Below are 23,497 nucleotides of genomic sequence, written 5' to 3'. Positions count from 1 at the left end.
GAACGGCGTCCGCCGGGCCGTACGACCCGGCGGACGCCGTCCTCCTCATGGCGGTGTCAGTTGCGGCGACCGGCCGGATCCTGCACCGGCGTCTCGCGGCCTCCTCCGGAGACCGGCGCCTGGGCGGCGGGCGCCTGCTTCGCCCGGTCCGCGTGCCCCGGCCACCAGGCCGCGTGGCCGATCAGGGCGGTGAGGCTGGGAGTGAAGAACATCGCCATGACGAACGCGGCGACGGCGATGCCGAAGGAGACCGCGAAGCCCATCTCCGTCAGCAGGGCGTTGCCGGCCAGCATCATCGTGGCGAAGGTCGCCGCCAGGATGAAGCCCGCCGCGGCGACCGTGGGACCGGCGTGCCGCAGCGCCATCCCGGCCGCCTCCCGGGGTTCGCGGCCCTCACGGGCCTCCTCCCGCAGCCGGGCGATCATGAGGATGTTGTAGTCGGTGCCGATCGCGACCACGAACAGATACATGATCACCGGGAGCATGAACATCAGCCCCGAGTGCCCCTGCCCGTCCTGGAAGATCCAGACGGTGGCGCCGAGCGTGGCGCCGAAGCCGAGGCCCACCGACGCCATCAGGTACAGGGGGGCCACCACACTGCGCAGCAGCAGGCCCAGGATGAGCATGATCAGCGCGGCGGCGACGGGGAAGACCGTCCGGTAGTCGTGGTTGACCGCCGTGTCGATGTCCTTGTAGATCGACGACATTCCGCCGACCAGGGCCTCGGTGCCGTCCGGTGCGTCGGCGTGCGCGACCTCGCGGACCCGGCCCACCGACTCGATGGCCTTGTCCGTCGACGCCTCGTACTTGAGGGTGACCGTGAAGTCGACCGTGGTGCCGTCCTTGCTCGACTGCGACAGACGGGCGTTCGCCACGCCGTCCACGGCTCCGAGCTTCTTCGCGTACGCGTCGAGGACCGTCGTGTCGATCGGCTTGTCGTCCGTGCTGGACAGGTAGACGTCGGTCGGTGCGGCCGCGCCCGCCGAGTACGCCTTCTGCATCTCGTCCTGGACGACCATCGACTCCTTGGTCTTGGGCATGGAGCCGGCCGCCAGGTCGAAGGTCGCGTTGTAGCCGAGCGTCCCGAGCGACAGCACGACCAGGACGAGCCCGGAGAGCGCGGCGGTGAGCGCCGGACGGTTGCGCACCCCGCGGCCCAGGGCGGCGAACCGGGCGTTCTCCGGCTCGCGTTGCCAGGACTTCGACGGCCAGAAGACCTTCGGGCCGATGAGGGAGACGACGGCCGGGATCAGCGTCAGGCCCGCGATCAGGGTGACGGTGACCGCGATCGCGAGCGCCGGACCCATCTGCTTGAGGAAGCCCAGCGTCGACAGGACCAGCGCGAGGAAGGCGATGATGACCGCTCCGGCGGCGGAGGCGATGGCCTCGCCGACCCGGTCCACCGCGTTGATCATGGCCTGCTTCGGTTCGTCGCCGAGGCGCAGGCGTTCGCGGTAGCGGAACATCAGGAACAGGAAGTAGTCCGTGCCCACGCCGAAGAGCACGACGATCAGGATCGACGAGATCGAGCTGTTGGCCTGGAGGTCGAACAGCTTGGTGGCGTACGCGATCAGACCGTTGGCGATCGCCGACACCAGCCCGATCGTGATCAGGGGCAGGAAGGCGAGGATCGGCGCCCGGAAGATGATCAGCAGGGTCACCAGGATGATGACGAAGGTGCCGATGCCGATCAGTGCCTCGCCGCGCTTGGACGAGTCCTGTTGGTCGAGGGCCTGGGCGGCGGAACCACCCAGCTTGACCTCGAGGTCCGTGCCCTTGGCGAGTTGCTTGACGTCGTCGCGCAACACCTTGGCCGCATCGGCCTGTACGGGCTGGCCGGCGTTCTTGCTGTCCATCTGGACCAGGGTCAGGGCGTATCTGCCGTCCGAGGACGGCTGGCCGGGGACGACCTTCTGCACCTGGTCGATCTTCTTCTTGCCCAGCTCGGAGGTGATCCGGGCGACGTCCTTCTGGTCGGCGGCGGTCAGCTTGCCGCCGTCGGTGCGCTGGTAGAGCGCGATCGCGGACGGGGTGAAGGCGCTGGGGAACGCCTTCTCCTGGACCTCCGCCGCTTTGATGGACTCGTAACTCTTGGGGAGAAAGCTGCTCTCGTCGCTGTTCGAGGGCAGACTCGGAGCGGTGGCCACGATCGCCACAGCGGCGATCAACCACGCAACGATCGTCCAGACGGGATGTCTGACGACAGCGTTGCCAATACGTCGGAACATGCGGAAGGTCCTCCTGGGAAGGAAGATCACCGCAGCCCGGGGAGCGGTCCCTGGCATCGGCGACCCCCGGCCGGTCTTCCAGGGTCCCCCGTGAGACCGGCCGGACAGTTGTCTTGGGCTCACATCGTAGTGATCACCGGTGAAGATCGCTTGACCGGGAGTCAGTCCGTCCCGGCCCGGCCCGGAACCCGGCCGGGGTCAGGACGACGTCGCGAGGGCCTGCTCGGCGTCGTACCCGTAGATCCAGCCGTTGCCCACCAGCGGGTCGGAGCCGGCGAGGGCCGCGTCACGGGCCCGCTGCCCGGGGCCGTCGGGCAGGTGGTTGACGTCCCGGCGGGCGTGACTGAGGTGCTGGAGCCGGGCGGTGCGGGCGAGGCGCGCGGACTCGTAGCGTTCCAGGGCGGGCCGGGGGTCGTCGGGGGAGTCGGCCAGACAGCGGGCCAGTACGGCGGCGTCCTCCACGGCCTGGGCCGCGCCCTGTGCGAAGAACGGGAACATCGGATGGGCGGCGTCGCCGAGCAGGGTGATCCCGCCCCGGCTCCAGCGCCGTAGCGGCGCCCGGTCCAGCAGGGCCCAGCGGCCCGGGGTGCCCCCGGCCGCGATCAGGGCCCGTACCCGCGGGTCCCAGTCGGCGAACTCGGCCGCGAACTCCTCGGGGGCGGCCGTCGCGCTCCAGGACTCGCGGGTGCCGTCACCCGCCGGGGCGATGGCGACGACGTTGACGGCTTCGCCGGCGGCGATCGGATAGTGCACGAAGTGCCGTCCGGGCCCCAGCCAGACGGTGTGGACGGGGTGCCGGGCGAACTCCGGTGCCGCCGCGGCGGGCACCAGCGTGCGGAAGGCGCAGAGCCCGGAGTGCTCCGGCGGCGCGGGCTCGGTGACCGCGCCGCGGACGACCGAGTGCATCCCGTCGGCGCCGATCACGACATCGGCCTCCACCCGGCTGCCGTCGGCGAAGCGGAGCACCAGACCGTCCCCGGCCGTCTCGTCCACCGACGTGCACCGGGCGCCCAGGCGAATCCACGCGTCCGGCACGGCGGACCTGAGGGTGTCGTGCAGATCGGCCCGGTGCAGCACATAGGTCCGCTCACCGTAGAGCCGCTCGCAGACGCCGGTGAGCCGCTCCACCGAGAGCACCGAACCGTCCGCCCAGCGCCGGAACTCCCAGGCCCGTTCCAGTGCCACGGCCCGGCGCAGGAACGGCTCCATCACGCTCAGGCGACGCAGTAGCCGTACGAGATTGGGGGCCGCCACCAGACCGGCGCCGACCTCGGCGAGCACGGCCGCCTGCTCGTGGACCGTGGCCGTCAGTCCCGCCCGCCGCAGGAACCCGGCGACGGCCAGACCGCCGATGCCACCGCCGACGACAGCGATCCGCGGACCGTGCGGGAGGGCGGGCATCCGTCCACATTAGGCGGTGCCCGGCGCGTCCGCAGCGGGTGCCGGCGGCCCGCCGTCCGAGTGTTCTGCTGTGCTTCTCCTCACCCGACCCCATATATTTACTAGGACGTCCTACTATTTTCTCAGTTCGCGTTCTTCGACGTGCCCCGGGAAGGCTCCGCCATGAGCGATCTGCATCGCCCCGTCCACCCCGTCCGCCTGGTCACCGCCTCGGCGCTGTTCGACGGGCACGACGCCTCGATCAACATCATGCGGCGGATCTTCCAGTCGCAGGGTGCCGAGGTCATCCACCTCGGCCACAACCGATCGGTGCGCGAGGTCGTGGACGCGGCGCTCGAAGAGGACGCGCACGGGGTGGCGGTCTCGTCCTACCAGGGCGGACACGTGGAGTACTTCGAGTACCTGGTGGCCTCGCTCCGCAAGCAGGGCGCGGAGCACATCCGGGTCGTCGGCGGCGGTGGCGGGGTGATCGTGCCGGAGGAGATCGCCCGGCTCCGCGAGAGCGGGGTGACGATCTTCTCCCCGGAGGACGGCCAGCGGCTGGGCCTCGCCGGCATGGTGAACTCGGTCGTCAAGGACTGCGACTTCGACCTCTGGGACGGCAGGCCGGCCGACCTCTCCGGGGTCCTGACCGGTGACCGGTTCGCGATCGCCCGTGCCCTCACCGGTGCCGAACTCGGCAAGCTGCCCGAGGAGTTCCGGCGTGAGCTGCGGGCCACGGCGGCCGCGCGCCGGGTGCCGGTGCTCGGTATCACCGGTACCGGCGGCTCCGGGAAGTCGTCCCTGACCGACGAGCTGGTGCGCCGGTTCCGGGTCGACCAGCGGGACGCCCTGCGCATCGCCGTGATCGCGGTCGACCCGACCCGTCGGCGCGGTGGCGGAGCGCTGCTCGGCGACCGGATCCGGATGAACTCCCTCGACGGGGACCGGGTGTTCTTCCGCAGCCTCGCCACCCGCGGCAGCCGCGAGCTGCCCGAGCACCTCTCCGACGTGATCGACGTCGTGAAGGCCGCCGGGTTCGACCTGGTGGTCGTGGAGACGCCGGGCATCGGCCAGGGCGACGCGGCGATCGTGCCGTTCGTCGACACCTCGCTGTACGTGATGACACCCGAGTTCGGCGCGGCCTCGCAGCTGGAGAAGATCGACATGCTCGACTTCGCCGACGTCGTGGCGATCAACAAGTTCGAGCGGCGCGGCGCCAAGGACGCCCTGCGGGACGTGGGCCGCCAACTGGTGCGCAACCGCGAGGCGTTCGGGCAGCGGCCTGAGGACATGCCGGTCTACGGCACCTCCGCGGCCACCTTCAACGACGACGGCGTCACCGCGCTCTACCAGCACCTGAAGGGCGCTCTGGTGGAGAAGGGGCTGCCGCTGTCCGAGGGGGCGCTGGAGCAGGTGGACGTACGCCACTCCTCCGGAATCCGCCAGGTGGTCCCCGCCGACCGGGTGCGCTACCTCGCCGAGATCACCGACGCCGTCCGCGGCTACCACGCCGAGACCCGTCAACTGGCCGAGCAGGCGCGGCGAGTGCAGCGGCTGGAGCTCGTCGAGGGCGAGCTCGCGGACGCCGGCCTGGACTCCGAGGACGTGCGGTCCCTGCTGGCCGAGGCGCGCCGGCAGCTGCCGTACGAGATCACCGAACAGATCACGAACTGGCCCGCGGTGATCGCCTCGTACTCCGGCGACGAGCAGGTCGTGAAGGTCCGCGACCGCGAGATCCGCACCAAGCTGACCCGTGAGTCCCTGTCGGGCAACAAGATCCCCCGGGTCGCGCTGCCCCGCTTCACCGACCACGGCGAACTGGTGCGGTTCTGGCGCGGCGAGAACCTGCCCGGCCACTTTCCCTTCACCGCCGGGGTGTTCCCCTTCAAGCGTGACGGCGAGGACCCGGCCCGCATGTTCGCCGGCGAGGGCGACCCCTTCCGCACCAACCGCCGCTTCAAGCTCCTCTCCGAGGGCCAGCCGGCGACCCGCCTGTCCACCGCGTTCGACTCCGTCACCCTGTACGGCCGCGACCCCGACGAGCGCCCCGACATCTACGGCAAGGTCGGCACCTCGGGTGTCTCGGTGGCCACCCTGGAGGACATGAAGGCGCTCTACGACGGCTTCGACCTGGTGGCGCCCACGACCTCCGTCTCCATGACGATCAACGGCCCGGCACCTACGGTCCTGGCGTTCTTCCTGAACACCGCGATCGACCAGCAGACCGAGCGGTTCCGCGCCGAGGAGGGCCGTGACCCCTCGCCCGAGGAGGCGGCCGGGCTGCGCGCCCACGCGCTGGCGAACGTCCGCGGCACCGTGCAGGCCGACATCCTCAAGGAGGACCAGGGGCAGAACACCTGCCTGTTCTCCACCGAGTTCTCGCTGCGGATGATGGCCGACATCCAGGAGTGGTTCATCCAGCAGAAGGTCCGCAACTTCTACTCGGTGTCGATCTCCGGCTACCACATCGCCGAGGCCGGCGCGAACCCCATCAGCCAGCTCGCCTTCACCCTCGCCAACGGCTTCACCTACGTCGAGGCGTACCTCGCCCGCGGCATGCACGTCGACGACTTCGCCCCCAACCTGTCCTTCTTCTTCTCCAACGGCATGGACCCCGAGTACTCGGTGCTGGGCCGGGTCGCCCGCCGTATCTGGGCCGTGGCGATGAAGGAGAAGTACGGCGCCGGGGAGCGCAGCCAGAAGCTGAAGTACCACGTCCAGACCTCCGGACGCTCCCTGCACGCGCAGGAGATGGACTTCAACGACATCCGCACCACGCTCCAGGCGCTCATCGCCATCTACGACAACTGCAACAGCCTGCACACCAACGCCTACGACGAGGCCGTCACCACCCCCACCGAGGAGTCCGTACGCCGGGCCCTGGCCATCCAGCTGATCATCAACCGGGAGTGGGGCCTGGCGATGAACGAGAACCCGCTCCAGGGGTCGTTCGTCATCGACGAACTCACCGACCTGGTCGAGGAGGCCGTGCTCCGGGAGTTCGAGCGGATCAGCGAACGCGGCGGTGTGCTCGGGGCGATGGAGACGGGCTACCAGCGCGGTCGCATCCAGGACGAGTCGATGCTCTACGAACAGCGCAAGCACGACGGCACCCTGCCGCTGATCGGCGTCAACACCTTCCGCAACCCGCACGCAGACACGGCCGAGCCCGCCGCCGTCGAACTCGCCCGCGCCACCGAGGAGGAGAAGCAGTCCCAGCTGGAGCGTGTGCGGGACTTCCACGCCCGCCACCACGAGGAGGCGCGGGCCGCCCTGGACGCCCTCAAGGACGCGGCCGTACGCGGCGACAACGTCTTCGCCGTCCTCATGGACGCCACCCGGGTCTGCTCCCTCCAGCAGATCACCGAGGCGTTCTTCGAGGTGGGCGGCCAGTACCGCCGCAACGTCTGAGGCCGGGGCCGTACTCGGTCCTTCCCGCGGCGAGGACGACCGCTCGCAGCTGTTCCCCGGTGCGGTCGAGCGGCTCGCCCTCGCCGGCCTCGGTCCGGTGCCGAGGCCGGGGACATGCGGACTACCGCAGGCCGAGCACCTCCTGTTCGCTTCCCGGCCGTGCCCCGTGACGCCGGAGCCCGGGAACGAACAGGAGGAGGACGAGCCCCGCTACGACGGTCAGCACACCGCCGCCCGTCACGGTCCAGGACACCCCGAGGGCGGCACCCACCGTGCCGTGCAGGAGATCCCCCAGCCGTGGTCCTCCGACGGCCACCACCGTGTCGATCCCCTGGAGGCGGCCGCGCATCCCGTCGGGAACGGCCGTCTGCAGCACCGTCTTGCGGAAGACCCCCAACGCGAGCAGCGCACCCCCGGCCGGCAGCAACCACGCCACCGCGGTGAGCAGCGAGCCGGCCGAGCCGAACCCCGCCACCGTCAGCCCCCACACCACGACCGACACCGCCACCGCGACACCGTGGCGGCGAACACGCGTGAAGGTCCCGGAGAGCAACCCCGCCAGCACGCCACCGGCCGAGACGGCGGCGTACAGCACCCCGATGTCCGACGGACGGAAGGCCGCCGCCGCCAGTTGCGGGAAGAGTGCCGTGGGCAGACCCAGGGACAGGGCTGCGAAGTCGGCGAGATAGACGGTCAGCAGCACCTGAGACCGCGTCACGAACGGTACGCCCGCCGCGATCTGCCGCGGTACCGAGTCCTGTCGCCGCCCGCCGCCGTCGAGCGGGGGGAGAGCCGGTAGCCGCCACACCGCCCACACCGTCGCGCAGACGGCAACGGCGTCCGCCAGATACAGCGTTCGGCTCCCCACCACGGGCAGCAGGGCACCGGCCAGCAACGGACCGGCGATCCCGGCCGACAGGAGGACCACCGACTGCAACGCGTTGGCGGCGGGCAGCAGTTCGGGCCGCACCAGACGCGGTGTCACGGCCCGGCTCACCGTGGAGTTGGCGCCGAACAGGGCCTGCTGGAGGCCCACCAGGACGAGCAGCACCCCGACCGACCGCAGATCCGCCCACGCCTGCGCGCACAGCAGCAAGGACGTCACCCCGATCCCGACCGTGGTCGCCAGCAGCACCTGCCGCCGGTCCCGTACGTCCGCGAGGGCCCCGCCCCACAACGCCGCCGCGGCCATCGGGGCGAGGCCCACCAGAGCGGCCAGCCCCACCCAGGCCGACGAGCCGGAGACCTCGTAGATCTGCAACGGCACCGCGACCGCGGTCAGTTGAGATCCGAGAGCGGTCACGATCCCGGCCCCCCACAACCGCCGGAACCCGACCACCCGCAACGGCCCGACCTCGACCAGCACCCGCTTCCCTCGCCTCATGGAGCGATGCTGCGGGCTGCCCTTGGGGCAAGGTCAACGGACGTGAGCGAGGACCTGGTCGGTGCGGCGTCGTCGAGAACCAGCGCCTGGAGCCACGGTGGACGCGGTTCCTCGACGACATCCACGCCCGCCGGACATGTGGACCCACCTCACCCCCGCGGCGCCGCCGTGCTCCCCCTCACCACCAGCCGTGTCGGGACGAGATCCGTGCCGGGGCGTCCGGCCTCGCCCGCGCGGATCTGCTGGAGCACCTTCTGGACGCAGCGGTGACCCACCTCCGCGAAGTCCTGGTGGACGGTGGTGAGCGGCGGGACGAAGTACGCCGCGTCGGGGATGTCGTCGAAGCCGACCACGCTGACGTCGTGCGGCACGGACAGGCCCCGCTCGTGGAACGCGCGCAGCAGTCCCAGCGCCATCTGGTCGTTGGCGGCGAACACGGCCGTGCAGTCCGGTGATTCGGCGAGCTCGAGCCCGGCCGCGTAACCGGACTCGGCCGACCAGTCCCCGTGCAGCGCGGGCGGCACCGGCCGGCCGGCCTCGCCGAGCACCGCGCGCCAGGCCTGCGTCCGCCGCTGCCCCGCGAAGGACGCCTGCGGACCGGTCACGTGCCACACGGTCCGGTGGCCCAGGTCGAGCAGATGCCGTACGGCCTGCCGGGCGCCGTCGGCCTGATCGGTGTCGACCACGCTGTAGCGGTCGCCGGCGTCGGAGTCCACCACGACGACATGCACGCCGGGCGGCAGCTGCACCGTCCCGGTGTCGAGGAGATGGATCTCCATGATGACGATGACCGCGTCGACGGCCAGCTCGCCCATCCGGGTGAAGGCGCCCAGGACGTTGTCCTGCGTCGGCACGTCGATGGGGATCAGTGTGATCGCGTACCCCTCCGCCGCCGCGTGCGTGGCGATCGCCTCCACCGTCCGGCTGTTGCCCGTGGAGGACAGGCTGAACAGGATCACGCCGATGGTGTTGAACTGCCCGTACCGCAGGGCGCGCGCGGCACTGTTGGGCCGGTAGCCCAGTTCCCGCATCGCCGCCAGGACCTGTTCGCGCGTCGAACTGATCACCCCGGGGTGGCCGTTGGAGACCCGCGAGACGGTCTGCGAGGAGACGCCCGCGCGCTTGGCGACGTCGGCCATGGACACACGCTGCTTGCGTCTGCCTCCGGGGACACCGGATCCTCCCCGCTCCACCACTGCTGCCTCCTGCGTCCGCCCACGAACGTGTTGCTGTCGCACCGGATGTTACGTGTGGGAAACCTTGACGGTCGCCGAGGCGGATGCCACGATTCCGGCGCCGTCATGTTTACGTAAACATGCTGTCGTTCCGAAAGGGTTTGGTCGATGCGCAAGACCCCCGTCAGCACCCGTCGCGCCCCGAGACTGCGTGCCTCCCTCGTCGCCGTCGCGATCGCCGCGATCAGCGGCGCCACCCTCACCGGCAGCCCCGCCTCCGCCGCCGCGCCGACCACCGACACGACCCAGTTCAAGGGCGTCAACTGGGCGGACCCGCGCGACAACTTCGCCGACGACGAGCTCCAGCTGTCGGGCCTGTCGACCACCGACACCTACGCCCAGACGTACACCAAGGCGAGCCGCGTCATCTCGGCGTTCCGCGCCAACCTCGGCGCCAACACCGTCCGGCTGCCGATCAACCCGTACACCGTCAACGGCTCCTACTGGAAGTCGTACAAAGGCGTCATCGACGCCGCGACGGCCCACGGCTTCAAGGTCATCGTGTCCTACTGGGAGGGCACCGGTGACCGCAGGGACGGCTACATCGACGACGAGGCCACCTTCTGGCCGATGTGGAACACCGTCGTGAAGGCCTACAAGAACAACTCCCGGGTCTACTTCGAGCCGATGAACGAGCCGCACGGCTACACCGACACCGAGTGGGCCGACATCGCCGCGAAGTGGCTGGACACCTACAAGTCCGTGCCGCGCAACCGCGTCTTCGTCAGCGGCGCCGGCTACAACGACCACGTCACCACGGTGTGCGCCGACCCGCGCCTGAAGGGCACCTACCTGTCCCTGCACCACTACGGCTTCTGGAAGTCGTACGCCACCTACGACGAGTGGGTGGCCGACCTGAAGGTCCGCATCGGCGACTGCGCGAACCGGACCGTGGCGGACGAGTTCGGAGCGCCGATGACGACCGGTCTGAACTACAACGTGAAGACCCCGGACGACAACTACATCAACTTCATCCAGGCCGTCACCGACACCTTCCGCGAGCTGAAGATGGGCTCGGTGTACTGGCCGGGCCTGCGCACCGACGACATCTACTCGGTGCAGAAGCTCGTCGGCCCGGCGTCCCGCCCGTGGCTGGAGACCACCAACCAGACCGGCGCCGACCGCCTCGCCTGGGCCTGGGGACGCGGCAAGCCCGTCCAGGGCTGACCCCTCCCGTCCCGGCCGCGGCGCCCCACGGTGCCGCGGCCGGCCGGTGTCACCGGCCACCGTTCACCGGCCGTTCTCGGGGAGACGCAGGTCACATCCAGACCTGTCACATTCCGGCGGGCCCGACGGTCATAGGGGTGTAGCCAACGACAACGGCCGAAGGAGCACACCATGGAAGCCCGACTCAACGTCTTCACCAGCCCGCTGGCCGGCAAGCTGCTGAAGCACTTCGCCTCCGCGGGCAAGGTGGTCACGGACTCGGGACTGCCGATGACCACCCAGGAACTGGTGAAGATCCGCGCGAGCCAGATCAACGGCTGCGGCTTCTGCCTCGACATGCACACCAAGGAGGCCGCCGCCGCGGGCGAGACCGCGCAGCGCCTCCACATGGTCGCCGCCTGGCGTGAGGCCAAGGTCTTCACCGAGGCCGAGCGGGCCGCACTCGAACTGGCGGAGCAGGGCACCCGCCTCGCGGACGGGACCGGCGTCCCGGACGAGGTCTGGGAGAACGCGGCCAAGCACTACGACGAGGAGCAGCTCCTCGCCCTGGTCTCCCTGATCGCCGTCATCAACGCCTTCAACCGGCTGAACGTCATGACCCAGCAGCCGGCCGGCGACTACGTGGTCGGTCAGTTCGGCTGATCCCGGCGGACCGGCCGGCCGGACCGGGGGCTGCAGACCCCGGACCCGACCTCGGTCACACGGCCGGAGTGCGTCGGCCTCTGCCGTGCGGGCCGGTCACACCTGCCGGTGTTCGATCCCCAGCAGACTCGCCGCGGCCTGGAAGTCGGCGCCGTGGTGACCCACCGCCAGCGACCAGTGGTGCCCGACCCCCGTCGCGCTCCACGCGTCCACCCACTCGCCGGGATCCCGGCCGAAGTCGACCCTGCTGGTGGTGTTGCCGATCTCCAGCAGCGGACCCGGCACGACGGTGCCCTCCGACGTGATGAACGACAGGCTGCCGTCGGCGTCCTGGCCCAGTCCCAGCAGGGTCACCGGGCCGTGGCGCACGTCGAACTCCACGCTGACCCCCCAGCCGCGCTTGCCGTGATAGACACCGAGACCGCGCAGCAGCGGATCGCGGGCGCTGAGCGCCAGATGCGCGGGACCGTCATGGCCCATCTCCACCACGCCGTCCTCGAAGTTCAGCGCCTGGATCTCCGTGAAGGAGCCCCCAGCACCGACACTCTGCGAGGCCAACTGGGCGAGACTGGTGCGCAGTTCGAACTCACCGGCCGCGGGCACCCCCCGGGCGGTCAGCAGCGAGGCACCCAGGATCATGCCGGCGCCGAGCCGCTCGTGCTGCTCGCCGTCGAGCCCGCGGTGGTAGTAGGCGAGGGTGTCGAGGCCGAAGTCCTCCACCAGCCGGTCGAGAGCCACCGACACGGTCGCGCCCCAGGCGAAGTCCTCGTCGACCACGCTCTCGTCGACGGTGAAGATCCGCCGGGCGAGCTCCACCCGCTCCCGGGTCTCCGCCGGTGTCACCTTCTCCACCCGGTGCCGCAGATCGTCGAACTCCAGCACCTCGACGTGCGAACCGAACGTCGCCGACAGCAGCGTCGGATCGGTCTGCACGTCGAGCATCCCGGGATACACGTGCCCCATGAGCCCGTGCCGGGCGTGCCGGAGCGCGGCCCGGACGTGCGCCGCGCGCACCCACCGCTCGATGCGCCGCCACGCCGACTCCTGCCGCAGCCATCCCGACACCGACCGGAAGGGGATGCCGGCCCGGCGGAACACGTTGCCGACCTCCGGCACCGAGCACTGCGAGCAGTACGCCAGCCAGTCGCCCGTGTCGAAGGAGCCGTGGTCCATCCGCTCGGACGGCTGGAGGTCGACGACCAGCACCGGGGTGTTCGTGCGCTGTGCGATCGGCAGCACCATCGACGAGGTCAGATAGGTCGTCAGGAACAGCACGATCAGATCGCAGTCCACCCGCCGCAGCCGCTCGGCGGCCGCCGCGCCCTCCTGGGCGTCGGAGACGAACCCGGCGTCGGTCACCTCCGCGTCCAAGTGCCCCAGCCGCTCGGCGACGTACGCCGCCGACTCCTTCAACTGCGGCAGCAGACCGGGGAACTGCGGCCAGTACGTGCCGAGGCCGCCGGAGACCAGCCCGATCCGCGGCCGGCGCCGGGCCACGGGCGGGAGCAACTCGCCCAGCACGGCCTCCTGTTCACGGGCGGACGTCGTGATGGTTTCGGTCGTCGCCATGGTCGGCGCTCCTTCGGGGGTCGGATCAGGTCTGCGCGACCTTGAGGTCCGCCGGAGCGGTGGCGGCCGGGGACGCGCGGGGGACGAGGACACGCACGATGTAGACGCCCGCGAGCGCCGACAGCGCCATGCAGCCGGTGATCACCCAGAGCAACAGGCTGGGGCTCCGGTCGAGGAGAGCGGGTGTGACGAACGCGACGCCCGCGAAGACCCCGCGCGAGACGGCGTAGGTGATCCCCTGCGTGGTGCCCCGGGTGTCCGCGGGCAGCGTCAGCTGCGACCACACCTTGTAGTTGGCCTCGCCCGCGAAGGGATAGCACAGCTGGTAGAGGACGTAGAAGACGAGGAAGCCCACGATGGAGCCCACGGTGAGCGAGGCGATGGCGAAGGCCGCGATCTGCAGGACCGTGGTGAGGTAGAACATCCGGTCGCGCCGCGGGCCGTCGGCGATCCGGACGAAGGCGAAGGTCAGCAGCAGGCCGATCGGGAGACAGGCGAGGTTGATGCCGGTCGCCACGCTCTGCGAGGCACCGCTGACGGTGACCAGCAGATACGTCGTGAACTGGCCCATGGTGTTGGCGCCCAGGCCCCAGGTGACGTAGAAGGCGAAGGTCGCGAGCATGGGCACCAGGGCCGCACGGGTCCAGACGTTCCTGAGCGCGACGCCCTGTTCGGCGGCAGGCTCCTGGACCGCCACCCGGTCCTGCTCCGGGTCGGGACCGGTGGCCAGCTCCAGCCGGGAGCGCAGCTGCCAGGTGACCAGAGCGGCGACCGCCAGATGCCCGGTGATGAGCCGGGCCCCGATCATGCCCGTGTCGGACAGGGCGAAGCCGACGAAGACCACCACGATGATGCCCATCATCCACATGACCTGCGTGAACGCGATGAGCCGTCCTCGGGCACGGTCGGGTGCCGCGTCCGAGACCACGGCCAGGGACGTCGGCAGGTCGGCGCCGGCCGCGAGACCGGCGAGCAGGACACCCACCAGAAGAGTGATGTCGTCGGGGGCGAGCGTGATGATGATCGCCCCGACGGCGTAACAGAGGATGTCGAGGTTGTAGAGACGACGGCGGCCGAACACGTCGGCGAGCCGTCCGCCGACCAGGGAGCCGACGGCGATGCAGATGGTGACGATCGCGCTGATCGCACCGGCCATCCAGACGCCCATGTCGTAGGCGTCGCGGTAGATGGCCAGGTTGACGCCGATGCTGACGATGAGGGCGGCATCGAGGTAGGACGCCATGCCGGAGAGGGTCGCGACCTTCCACAGGCGCTTCTCGACGGGCGGTTCCGGCTGGTTCGGGGCAGGCGAGGTTCGGGCCATGATGCGGCTCCGTCTGGGGAGAGGGGGTCCGAGCGGAGGGGGACGTCGCTGTTCTCGGCCGATGTCCAGCGACTATAGGAGGGTAAAAACGTTCCAACAAGACGTCATGCGGCCATCCGGGGAAACGGCCTGACGGCCCCGCAGCTCTGGTGGGTGCCCCGGGAGTGTCCTACGGTGAGGCAGACGTAAAACGTTTTTGATCCGTGAGAGCGTCCGGGCCGTACTCGGAAGGACCCATCCGTGATCTCTCCAGCTCTGCGACAGCTGTTCGACAACCCGCCCCGGGACTTCGGCCCCACCCCGCTGTGGTGGTGGTCCGGCGCGAAGGTCACCCGTGACCGTCTGGCCTGGCAGCTGCGCCGGTTCGCCGACGGCGGCGTCCACAACCTCGTGGTGATCAACCTGGCCCCGGCCGGCCCGACCTTCGGTGCCCGGACCGACGACCCGGTGTGGTTCGGCGAGGAGTGGTGGGCCCGCTTCCGGGACGCCTGCGAGATCGCCGGGGACCTCGGCACGCGCCTGTGGTTCTACGACCAGATCGGCTTCTCCGGCGCCAACGTCCAGGGCGGCATCACCCGCCGGCACCCCGAGGCGGCGGGCCGCGCCCTGCGCTCGCGCCCGGCACGGGTCACGGCCGGCACGGTCACCCTGCGGGGCACGGAGACACTGCTGGGCGCGTACGACCGCACCGGCGCCCGCCTGCCGGTCACCGGCCCGGCGCACATCGAGGCCCCCGACGGCACCGAGGTGCGCCTGGTCCTCGCCGTCCCCACGGCCTTCGACTATCTGAACCCGGAGGCCGTCGGTCTCCTGTTCGACGCCATCCATCACGAGTACGACCGCCGCGTACCGGAACACCTGGGCAACGTCATCGCCGGCAGCTTCCAGGACGAACTGCCCGCCACCAACTCCTGGACCGACCGCTTCCCCGAGGAGTTCCGGACCCGGCGCGGCTACGACCTCCTCGAACACCTCCCCGCCCTCTTCACCGGCGACGACTGCGAGCGCGCCCGGAAGATCCGCGCCGACTACTACGCCGTCCGCGCCGAACTCACCGAAGAGGCCCTCTTCCGCCCCCTCGCCGCCTGGCACGAGGAGCGCGGCCTGCTCCTGGGCTGCGACCAGAGCCACCCCGCCCGCTCCGGCTTCCCGACCCAGTCGACACAGCTCTACACGGACTACTTCCGCACGCACCGCTGGTACAGCGCCGCGGGCAGCGACCACCACGGCGACGCCAAGGTGCACTCCTCGATGGCGCACCTCTACGGTCACGAACGGGTCTGGATCGAGTCGTTCCACTCCTCCGGCTGGGGCGGCACCCTGGAGGAGACCTACGACTGGCTGCTGCCGTTCCTGCGCAGCGGAGCCAACCTCTACAACCCGCACGCCAGTTACTTCGGCACCGCGGGTGGCTGGTTCGAGTGGGCGCCGCCGTCCACCGACTGGCGCCAGCCCTACTGGCGGCAGTACCCCGCCTTCTCCCGGGCCGTCGCGCGCCTGTGCTCGATCCTGTCCTGGGGCACCTACAGCGCCGACGTGGCGGTCCTGTACCCCAGCGCCACCATGCAGGCACTGCTTCCCCTGGACGCTCCCGTCCAGCACTTCGGCGACGGCCGCCTCGGCGCGGCCCACGCGGACGTCGACCAGACCCAGCGCGACTACCTGGAACTGTGCGGCAGCAACAACTGGCTCAGGCCCGCGGTCGGCGCCCTCGACCGCCGACGGGTCTCCTTCGACGTCATCGACGACGCCTCGGTCCAGGGCGCCAAGGCCGGCGACGGGGCCCTGCGTGTCAGGGACCTCGCGTACACCGCGGTCCTGCTGCCCTCGGCGAGCGTCCTGGAGCACGAGACGGCCCGCCGGCTGACCGAACTGCTCGACGCCGGAGGACGGGTGGTGGTCGTCGGGCGTCCGCCGGCCCGGGCGGCCGGGCTCGCCGGTGACGACTCCGTCGTGGCCGCGCTGCTGGACCATCCCCGCCTGGAGCGGGCCGCCGACGCCGAGGCCGGTGCGGCGGCGGTGGCCGACGCCGCCGGGTACGCGACGGGGGAGGTGCCGCTGCTCGTCAGGCGAAACGGCGACGAGGCGGTCGCGCTGGTCACCGGCGCCTTCCCCGACGCGCGGACGCATCCGCCCGAGGGCCGCCACGAGATCGACCCCGCCCGTTACGCCCGTACCTCCTCCGTCACCGTGCGGGCCGCGGTCGCCGAGGCCGAGATCTGGGACCCGGCGACCGGCGCCCGCCGCCCGGCACGCGTCAGCGTCACCGACGGCGTCTCGACCATCGAGGTGCCGTTGGAGGGCGCCCCCGCCGCCCTCGTCGTATGGCGCGAGGGCCCGGCGGCGGACGCCGTCCCCCCGGCGCCCACGCGGTCGACGGAGACGGTCGACCTGTCGGCCGGCTGGGAGGGCCGGCTCGCCCCCACCCTGGACAACACCTGGGGCGACCTGGCCCTGCCCGCCGGATCATCCCTTACCGAACCGCAGATCTGGACCATGGGCTGGACGGAGACCGAAGAGTCCTGGGAGCCGGTCCGGGCCACCTACGGCAACCGCGTCCGCGTCCTGCCGCCGGTCCCGTCCGCTCAGGCGCCGGCGCCTCTGGACCCTGCGGCCGTCGCGCAAGTCCTGGCCGGGGAACGGGATCTGGCTCCCGCGGACTGGAGCGTCTCGCTGTACTCGACGAGCCGTGGCATCCCGGACCCGGACGGTGTGCTCGGCAACAAGGGCCTGGTGCCGGAGGAGTTCGTGCGGGTCCCGGTACCCGTGAGCGGAAGTCTCGCCCGGGTCAGGGCCGTCGTGGAGACCGACCACCGCGGGCCCGCCGACCTGCACGTCGGCGCGGCGGCGGTCAAACGCGTGTGGTGGAACGGCAGTCGCCTGGACACCGGCGGCGGCTATCTGGCGTCGGCCCCGGTGGAGGTCGAACGGGCCCGCAACGTGCTGGAGTACGAGCTGTCCGACGCACGGGACCGGCCGCAGATCATCTCCGGCGCCGCCGGGACCCCGTTGGGCAGCTACTTCTGCCTGTCCCGCCCGGACGGCTTCACCCGGCGACCGCTGTTCATGCGCCTGCCCGACGGCGTACGACCGGACGGCCGCGTGACCTATCGCGGCCGGATCGGCGCCCCGGACCCGGGAGCGACGGCGGTCCTCGTCGTGGGCGCCGCGGTCGGGGTGACCGTACGGCTCGACGGAGCCGTCGTCGCACGGCAGGAGAAGGCCGAGTACTACGAGTCGGACTGGGGCGCGGTGCCGATGTTCTTCCGGCACGAACTGGCCCTGGACGGCGGCGACCACGTCCTCGACCTGGTGGCCGACAGCGTCGACGCCCGGGACGGCGTCTACGTCGACCTCGTGGCGGGCACCACCGCCCTGGTCAGCGGGGCCGGTTGGGAGGCCCGGACCGGGGACTGGCACGGGTCGACCGTCGAACACGAGGGCCGCTGGGGGGAGTTGCAGCACTGCGCCGCAGCGGTACGTCCGCACCCGCTGCCCGAGGCCGAGTGGCTGGCCGGCGTCCCGATGCTCGGTTCCCCCGTCCTGCCCCTGCGGTCCACCGACGGTCTCCGGGAGGCCGGACAGCGCTTCCGGTTCACCGTGCCGGCGGGAACCGTCTCGCTCGACCTGCCGCTGGCGCTCCCGGCGCGGGTGAGGTTCGACGGCGGTCCCGAACGCCACCTGCAAGGAGCCGAATTGCAGCTGGACGAACCACTCGGCAAGGCGACCGAGTGTGAGGTCGTCACCGCTCCCACGGCCGTTCTGCGCGGCGGTTCCGCCTGGCGGGGACCGGTGCGGGTGCGCACGGTGCCGGCGCCGCTGCCGCTGGGGGAGTGGGGGGAGCTGGGACTCGCCGGCTGGAGCGGGGGTGTGACCTACGCGCGGACACTGGAGGTGCCGGCCGGGCCGGACCCGGTGCTGGATCTCGGGCGGGTGCGCGGCAGCGTCGAGGTGTGCGTCGACGGCGAACCGGTCGGCGAGGCGTTCTGCGCGCCGTACCGCTTCGAACTGCGCGGGAGCGCCGGGCGTACCGTCCGCCTCGAAGTGACCGTCCACAACACCCTGGCCCCGTACCTCGCCGAGGCAACACCGACGGCCTGGGCCTTCCCCTCCCAGCTCCCGTCGGGGCTGCTGGGGCCGGTGCGGCTAGAACGGCGTGTCTGAGGACGTCCGGGTGGAGTCCCGCAGGACCAGCCCCGGCGCGAACACCCTTGCCTCGTGGGCGTGTTCCGCGCGGGCCTCCACCTCGTCCAGAAGCATCTCGACGGCCGCCCGGCCGAGCTCCTCGACCGGCTGGCGGACCGTCGTCAGGGTCGTGCCCACGAAGCTCGCGATGTCCAGGTCGCCGTAGCCGACCACCTGTACGTCCTCCGGGACCTTCACACCGCGCTCGCCGAGCGCCCGGCACAGGCCCGCCGCGAGGAAGTCGTTGGTGCAGAACACCCCGTCGGGCAACTCGTCGAGACCGTGGGCGATCGCGCTGCCGTACGCCACCGTCATCTCCTCGGCGACGACCTGGCCGAGGCGGGCCTCCCGCCGGGTGCGCACGGCCTGGCGGGCGCCCTGGTAGCGGTCGGCGCACTGACGGATGGCGCGCTCGCCGTTCACCACCAGGATGTCGCGCGCCCCGCGGTCGAGGAGGTGCTGCACGGCGATGCGGCCGCCGGCGATGTCGTCCACGGAGACCGAACAGCCCTCCTGGGCGGGCATCGCGCGGTCCGCCAGCACCAGCGGGATACCGCGCTCGCGCAGTCGTGACAGCCGGGTCGGGTCCGCGCCGAGCGGGACCACCACCGCGCCGACCGCGCGCTGTTCGATGAGCATGGTGAAGTAGCCCTGCTCCCGCTCCGGCGCGTCCCCGCTGTCGCACAGGACGAGGGAGTAGCCGTGCTCGTACGCCGCGTCAGCCGCACCGCGCGCGATGCGTGAGTAGAACGAGTTGGCCACGTCCGGCAGCACCAGGCCGATCGACGACGAGTGCCCGGTGCGCAGACCGGCGGCTCCCGGATGGGGGACGTAGTCGAGTGCGGCGACCGCGTCACGGACCCGCGCGGCGGTGCGCGCGTTGACCCGCTCGGGCCGGTTCAGGACGTTGGACACCGTGGAGACCGAGACCCCGGCGGCGGCCGCGACGTCCTGGATACGGGCGGGGCGAACCGGAATGATGTCCACCCCCTCGCTGTCGCAGCCGTTCGACCAGGAAGGACGCCGTCCTCGGACGCTCCTCCAGATGGGCGACGCAAGTCTACCCCGGCCACGGGTAAAACGTTTTCGGCGCCGGACATCGCGGAGTGCTGAGGGTGGTTCCTGGGCGCCGATGCGGTCTTCGGCCGGGCCGCATCGAAAAACCGGCGAACCTGCACACCGTTCACCGCTCGGCCACGCGGAAACTGAACCGTAGTCATGGTCGCGCCGACGCACGGCATTTTGGTGGCGGAGTGTCCGTCTTGGGAACCTCACGGCGATGAAGGCGCGGGAACCGCTTCAGCAAATCCTGTGAAGAAACAGGTGGATCGGGTGACCGTCCTGCGATGCCGGTGAAGCCGGGAACGGCCACCGGCCGTGGGGCACGTCCGGCTGACTGGCCGTGTCCATGCCCGGCGTGGTTCCATCCGGTGTCCCCCCTCCTTGAGGATTGCTCATGCGAAAGGAACCGCGCGCCATGAACGTCACCCCCCACATCGAGGCCGTCCAGCTCGACGACGCCGACCTGGACAACGTCTCCGGTGGCGTCGCCGCCGCGACCGCTGCCGGTCTCCACCTCCAGGTGGCGCACCTCGAGGTCTGCGCCGACGCTGGTGCCTTCGTCGCCGCCGAGGGTGTCGCGCTCGGCGTCGACGCGCACGTCGGCGTGAACTGACCGCACACCGCAACGGGCCCCGGATCACGCGATCCGGGGCCCGTCGTGCTTTTCGGGACACCCTGCGCACGGTGACGCCGACGGGGTACGCGATGCCATGCTGGCTGCCTCGGAGCGTTTCAGGAGGCCCTCATGCACGAGCAGCCGTCCCTTCTCGCCGCGCTGGTGTCCGCCCTGCGGACCGGTTCGATCGAAGTCGTCGATCTCACCTCGCCTCTGTCCTCGTCCACCCCCGTGATCCAACTGCCGCCCCAGTTCGGTCAGACGGCGGTCTTCGAGCTGGAGGAGATCAGCCGGTACGACGACCGCGGACCGGCCTGGTACTGGAACAACTTCCGCAGCGGAGAGCACACGGGCACCCACTTCGACGCCCCCAACCACTGGGTGACCGGGAAGGACCTCGCCGACGTGGCGTCCGTCCCGGCGCGGCGGCTGATCGCCCCCGCCGCCGTACTGGACTTCACCGCCGAGGCGGCCGAGGACCCCGACTTCCTCGTGGAGGTGGACCACATCAAGACCTGGGAGGAGCACAACGGACCCCTGCCGGAAGGGGGTTGGCTCTTCCTGCGCACCGGCTGGGACGCCCGCTCGCACTCCCAGGAGACCTTCCTGAACGCCGACGGGAACGGCCCCCACACGCCCGGGCTGTCCCCCGAGTGCGCGCGCTGGGTGGCCGAGGAGTCGCCCGTGACGGGCCTCGGTGTGGAGACGGTCGGCACGGACGCCGGGCGCGCGCACTCCTTCGACCCCGCCTTCCCGTGCCACTCCCATCTGATGGGCAGCGACAAGTACGGCCTGACCCAGTTGCAGAACCTCGCCGCGCTGCCCGCCACCGGCAGCGTCGTCGTCGCGGGACCGCTGCCCATCGTCGGGGGCTCCGGCTCGCCCGCGCGCGTGCTGGCCCTGGTGGAGCGGTCATGAAGGTCGCCGAGGCGGTCGGACGGGCCCTGCACACGGCCGGGATCGAGCAGGTCTTCGGGGTCGTCGGATCCGGGAACTTCCATCTGACCAACGCCCTGATCGCGGCAGGCGCCCGCTTCGTCGCGGCACGCCACGAGGGCGGTGCGGCGACGATGGCCGACGCGTACGCGCGCGTGAGCGGCACGGTGCCCGCCGTCAGCCTCCACCAGGGGCCCGGACTGACCAACGCGATGACGGGGATCGCCGAGGCGGCCAAGAGCCGCACACCACTCGTGGTGCTGGCGGCCGAGGTCACCCGGCCGACCTCGAACTTCTACGTCGACCAGGACGCACTGGCGGCGGCGGTGGGCGCGGTGCCGCTGCGGATCTCCTCGGCCGGGGGCGCCGTGGAGCAGGCGTGCGCGGCAGTGCGGCGCGCTCTGCACGAGCGGTGCACGGTGCTTCTCAACCTGCCTCTGGAAGTACAGGCGTCGGAGGTCCCCGACGGAGCCCTCGCCCAGGCGTCACCCGTGCCGCCGCGACCGGCGGTCGAACCGGCCGCATTCGAGGTGGCGGCCCTGACACGGGTGGTGGAACGGGCCCGGCGCCCGGTCTTCGTGGCCGGCCGCGGCGCGCGCTCACCCGCCGCCCGGGACGCCCTGGAAGCCCTCGCCGGGCGCTGCGGCGCACTGCTGGCGACCTCGGCCGTCGCGCGCGGCCTGTTCCACGGCAACCCCTGGTCGCTCGACGTGTCCGGAGGCTTCGCCGCCCCGCTCGCGGCCGAACTCATCGGCGGTGCCGACCTGATCGTCGGCTGGGGCTGCGCCCTGAACATGTGGACCATGCGTCACGGCGCCCTGATCGGCGCCGGCACGACCGTGGTGCAGGTCGACGACGACCCCTCGGCCCTCGGCGCGCACCGGGAGTTGCATCTGGGGGTCACCGGAGACGTCGCACTCACCGCGCGACACGTCCTGGCGGCCGTCGGCGGCGAACGGCAGGGCCTGCGGACCCCCGACATCCGCGAGGCCCTCGCCACCCGGCTGCGCTGGCGTGACCTGCCGTACGAGGACACGGGCACCCGCGACCGGATCGACCCCCGTACCCTCACCGTCGCGCTGGACGACATCCTGCCCGCGGACCGGGTCGTCGGCGTGGACTCCGGGAACTTCATGGGCCACCCGAGCGTGTTCCTGTCTGTGCCCGACCAGGACGGCTTCTGCTTCACCCAGGCCTACCAGTCGATCGGCCTCGGCCTCGCCACCGCGATCGGCGCGGCCCTGGCCCGTCCGGACCGGCTGCCGGTGGCCGCGCTCGGCGACGGGGGCGCGCTGATGGGCGCCGCCGACCTGGACACCGTACGGCGGCTCGGGCTGCCCATGGTCGTCGTGGTGTACAACGACGACGGCTACGGCGCGGAGGTGCACCACTTCGGCCCCGGCGGACACCCGCTCGACACGGTCGTGTTCCCGCCGACCGACATCGCGGCCGTGGCCCGCGGCTACGGCTTCGAGGCGGTGACCGTGCGCACGCGGGCGGATCTCAAGGCTGTCGAGGACTGGGTCGCCGGTCCGCGCTCCGCCCCGCTGCTGATCGACGCCCAGGTGGTGCGGGACCGTGGCGCGTGGTGGCTGGAGGAGGCGTTCCGGGGCCACTAGGGTCGTCACGGGAGTTACGTCGTCCGCCCGGTGGCGGGAGGAAAAGCAGAAGCGGGGCGCCCCTGGGGTGTGCCAGCCTGGCCGGCCGGACCACCCAGGGGAGCACCGATGACCGCAGGACCTCGCCTCACCCCGCTGCTCGACCAGTTCGACTGGTCCTGCGAGCGACTGGCCGGCCGGCTCGCCGGACCGGTCATGGACAGCGGCGACGGCTCACGGACCCCGGTCGGGGCGCTGACCGACGAGGAGTACCTCTGGGAGCCGGTGCCGGGCTGCTGGTCGGTCCGGCGGCGCACCGACGGACCCGGGGCGCGGGCGGCCTTCCTGAGCGGGACCGGCGACTGGGGGCGGGACGCCGCACCCCACCCGCATCCCGTTCCGCCGCCGTTCACGACCCTCGCGTGGCGCCTGAGCCATCTCAGCGAGATGCTCCTCCTGCGGGCCGACCACACGACCGGCACCCACAGCCTCACCCGCGACGACTACCGCGTCAGCGGCACCGCCGCGGACGCGATCGCCGCCTTCGACGCGGCGGCCGACGCCTGGCGCACGACGCTGCGCGCCACCGACGACAGCGATCTCGACACCGTGGGCCGCTGCACCTACCCGCACGGGAGCGACCCCGAGGAGCCCTTCCTGGACATCGTGTGGTGGGTCAACCAGGAAGTCCTGCACCACGGCGCCGAGATCGCCCTGCTGCGCGACCTGTACCGGGAACGCCGGCACTGATCTTCCG

At 71.4% G+C, this 23,497-nt stretch carries 15 protein-coding genes; 8 read left to right on the top strand and 7 right to left on the bottom strand.

The window, feature by feature from the left end:
- Positions 1–56: 56 nt before the first annotated feature.
- The gene (locus M2163_RS10145) at positions 57–2,228 is read right to left on the bottom strand and encodes an MMPL family transporter (RefSeq protein WP_280893796.1); all 2,172 of its coding nucleotides are present in this window, start codon (positions 2,226–2,228) and stop codon (positions 57–59) included.
- A gap of 198 nt (positions 2,229–2,426) precedes the next feature.
- Positions 2,427–3,629: an FAD-dependent monooxygenase gene (locus M2163_RS10140; RefSeq protein WP_280893795.1), complete on the bottom strand. Its 1,203-nt coding sequence runs from the start codon at positions 3,627–3,629 to the stop codon at positions 2,427–2,429.
- A gap of 162 nt (positions 3,630–3,791) precedes the next feature.
- Here M2163_RS10140 and icmF point away from each other — a divergent pair, with 162 nt between their 5' ends.
- Positions 3,792–7,022, top strand: a complete 3,231-nt coding sequence (icmF, locus tag M2163_RS10135) for a fused isobutyryl-CoA mutase/GTPase IcmF (RefSeq protein WP_280893794.1) — start codon at positions 3,792–3,794, stop codon at positions 7,020–7,022.
- Between the two features lie 121 nt (positions 7,023–7,143).
- On the opposite strand, the gene M2163_RS10130 is transcribed toward icmF, so the two are convergent.
- Positions 7,144–8,406, bottom strand: coding sequence for an MFS transporter (locus M2163_RS10130; RefSeq protein ID WP_280893793.1), 1,263 nt, complete (start codon positions 8,404–8,406; stop codon positions 7,144–7,146).
- A gap of 149 nt (positions 8,407–8,555) precedes the next feature.
- On the bottom strand, positions 8,556–9,602 hold the full coding sequence (locus tag M2163_RS10125) for a LacI family DNA-binding transcriptional regulator (RefSeq protein WP_280853124.1): 1,047 nt from the start codon (positions 9,600–9,602) through the stop codon (positions 8,556–8,558).
- Positions 9,603–9,749: 147 nt separating this feature from the next.
- Between M2163_RS10125 and M2163_RS10120 the strand changes: the two genes are divergently transcribed.
- Together M2163_RS10120 and M2163_RS10115 are read left to right on the top strand one after the other, a co-directional pair.
- Positions 9,750–10,808 (top strand): cellulase family glycosylhydrolase, encoded by a 1,059-nt coding sequence (locus tag M2163_RS10120; RefSeq protein WP_280893792.1) that lies wholly within the window; start codon positions 9,750–9,752, stop codon positions 10,806–10,808.
- Positions 10,809–10,979: 171 nt separating this feature from the next.
- Positions 10,980–11,450, top strand: a complete 471-nt coding sequence (locus M2163_RS10115) for a carboxymuconolactone decarboxylase family protein (protein WP_266376728.1) — start codon at positions 10,980–10,982, stop codon at positions 11,448–11,450.
- Positions 11,451–11,546: 96 nt separating this feature from the next.
- Here M2163_RS10115 and M2163_RS10110 read toward each other — a convergent pair whose 3' ends face one another.
- Positions 11,547–13,019 carry an L-fucose/L-arabinose isomerase family protein gene (locus M2163_RS10110; RefSeq protein WP_280893791.1) on the bottom strand — a complete coding sequence of 491 codons (1,473 nt, stop codon included), beginning with the start codon at positions 13,017–13,019 and terminating at the stop codon, positions 11,547–11,549.
- Between the two features lie 25 nt (positions 13,020–13,044).
- Positions 13,045–14,343 (bottom strand): MFS transporter, encoded by a 1,299-nt coding sequence (locus M2163_RS10105; protein WP_280893790.1) that lies wholly within the window; start codon positions 14,341–14,343, stop codon positions 13,045–13,047.
- Between the two features lie 240 nt (positions 14,344–14,583).
- On the opposite strand from M2163_RS10105, the gene M2163_RS10100 reads away from it, so the two are divergent.
- Positions 14,584–18,507 (top strand): glycosyl hydrolase, encoded by a 3,924-nt coding sequence (locus M2163_RS10100; RefSeq protein ID WP_280893789.1) that lies wholly within the window; start codon positions 14,584–14,586, stop codon positions 18,505–18,507.
- Here the strand turns inward: M2163_RS10100 and M2163_RS10095 are convergent.
- Positions 18,490–19,515, bottom strand: coding sequence for a LacI family DNA-binding transcriptional regulator (locus M2163_RS10095; RefSeq protein WP_280893788.1), 1,026 nt, complete (start codon positions 19,513–19,515; stop codon positions 18,490–18,492). The two genes, M2163_RS10100 and M2163_RS10095, sit on opposite strands and share 18 nt — an antisense overlap.
- A gap of 469 nt (positions 19,516–19,984) precedes the next feature.
- On the opposite strand from M2163_RS10095, the gene M2163_RS10090 reads away from it, so the two are divergent.
- The 4 genes from M2163_RS10090 (at position 19,985) to M2163_RS10075 (ending at position 23,490) form a co-directional block, all read left to right on the top strand.
- Positions 19,985–20,203 carry a hypothetical protein gene (locus tag M2163_RS10090; RefSeq protein WP_280893787.1) on the top strand — a complete coding sequence of 73 codons (219 nt, stop codon included), beginning with the start codon at positions 19,985–19,987 and terminating at the stop codon, positions 20,201–20,203.
- Between the two features lie 132 nt (positions 20,204–20,335).
- A complete protein-coding gene (locus M2163_RS10085; protein WP_280893786.1) occupies positions 20,336–21,124 on the top strand; it encodes a cyclase family protein in 789 nt (262 codons plus the stop codon).
- Positions 21,121–22,761: a thiamine pyrophosphate-binding protein gene (locus M2163_RS10080; protein ID WP_280893785.1), complete on the top strand. Its 1,641-nt coding sequence runs from the start codon at positions 21,121–21,123 to the stop codon at positions 22,759–22,761. The genes M2163_RS10085 and M2163_RS10080 overlap by 4 nt, the downstream gene beginning before the upstream one ends.
- A gap of 108 nt (positions 22,762–22,869) precedes the next feature.
- Complete coding sequence (locus tag M2163_RS10075; RefSeq protein ID WP_280893784.1) at positions 22,870–23,490, top strand: DinB family protein; 621 nt, start codon at positions 22,870–22,872, stop codon at positions 23,488–23,490.
- Positions 23,491–23,497: the final 7 nt, after the last annotated feature.

This window comes from Streptomyces sp. SAI-135 (assembly GCF_029893805.1).
Classification (GTDB): Bacteria; Actinomycetota; Actinomycetes; order Streptomycetales; family Streptomycetaceae; genus Streptomyces.
Note: the sequence above shows the minus strand (reverse complement) of the source record. Positions and strands in the feature narration are given on the sequence as shown.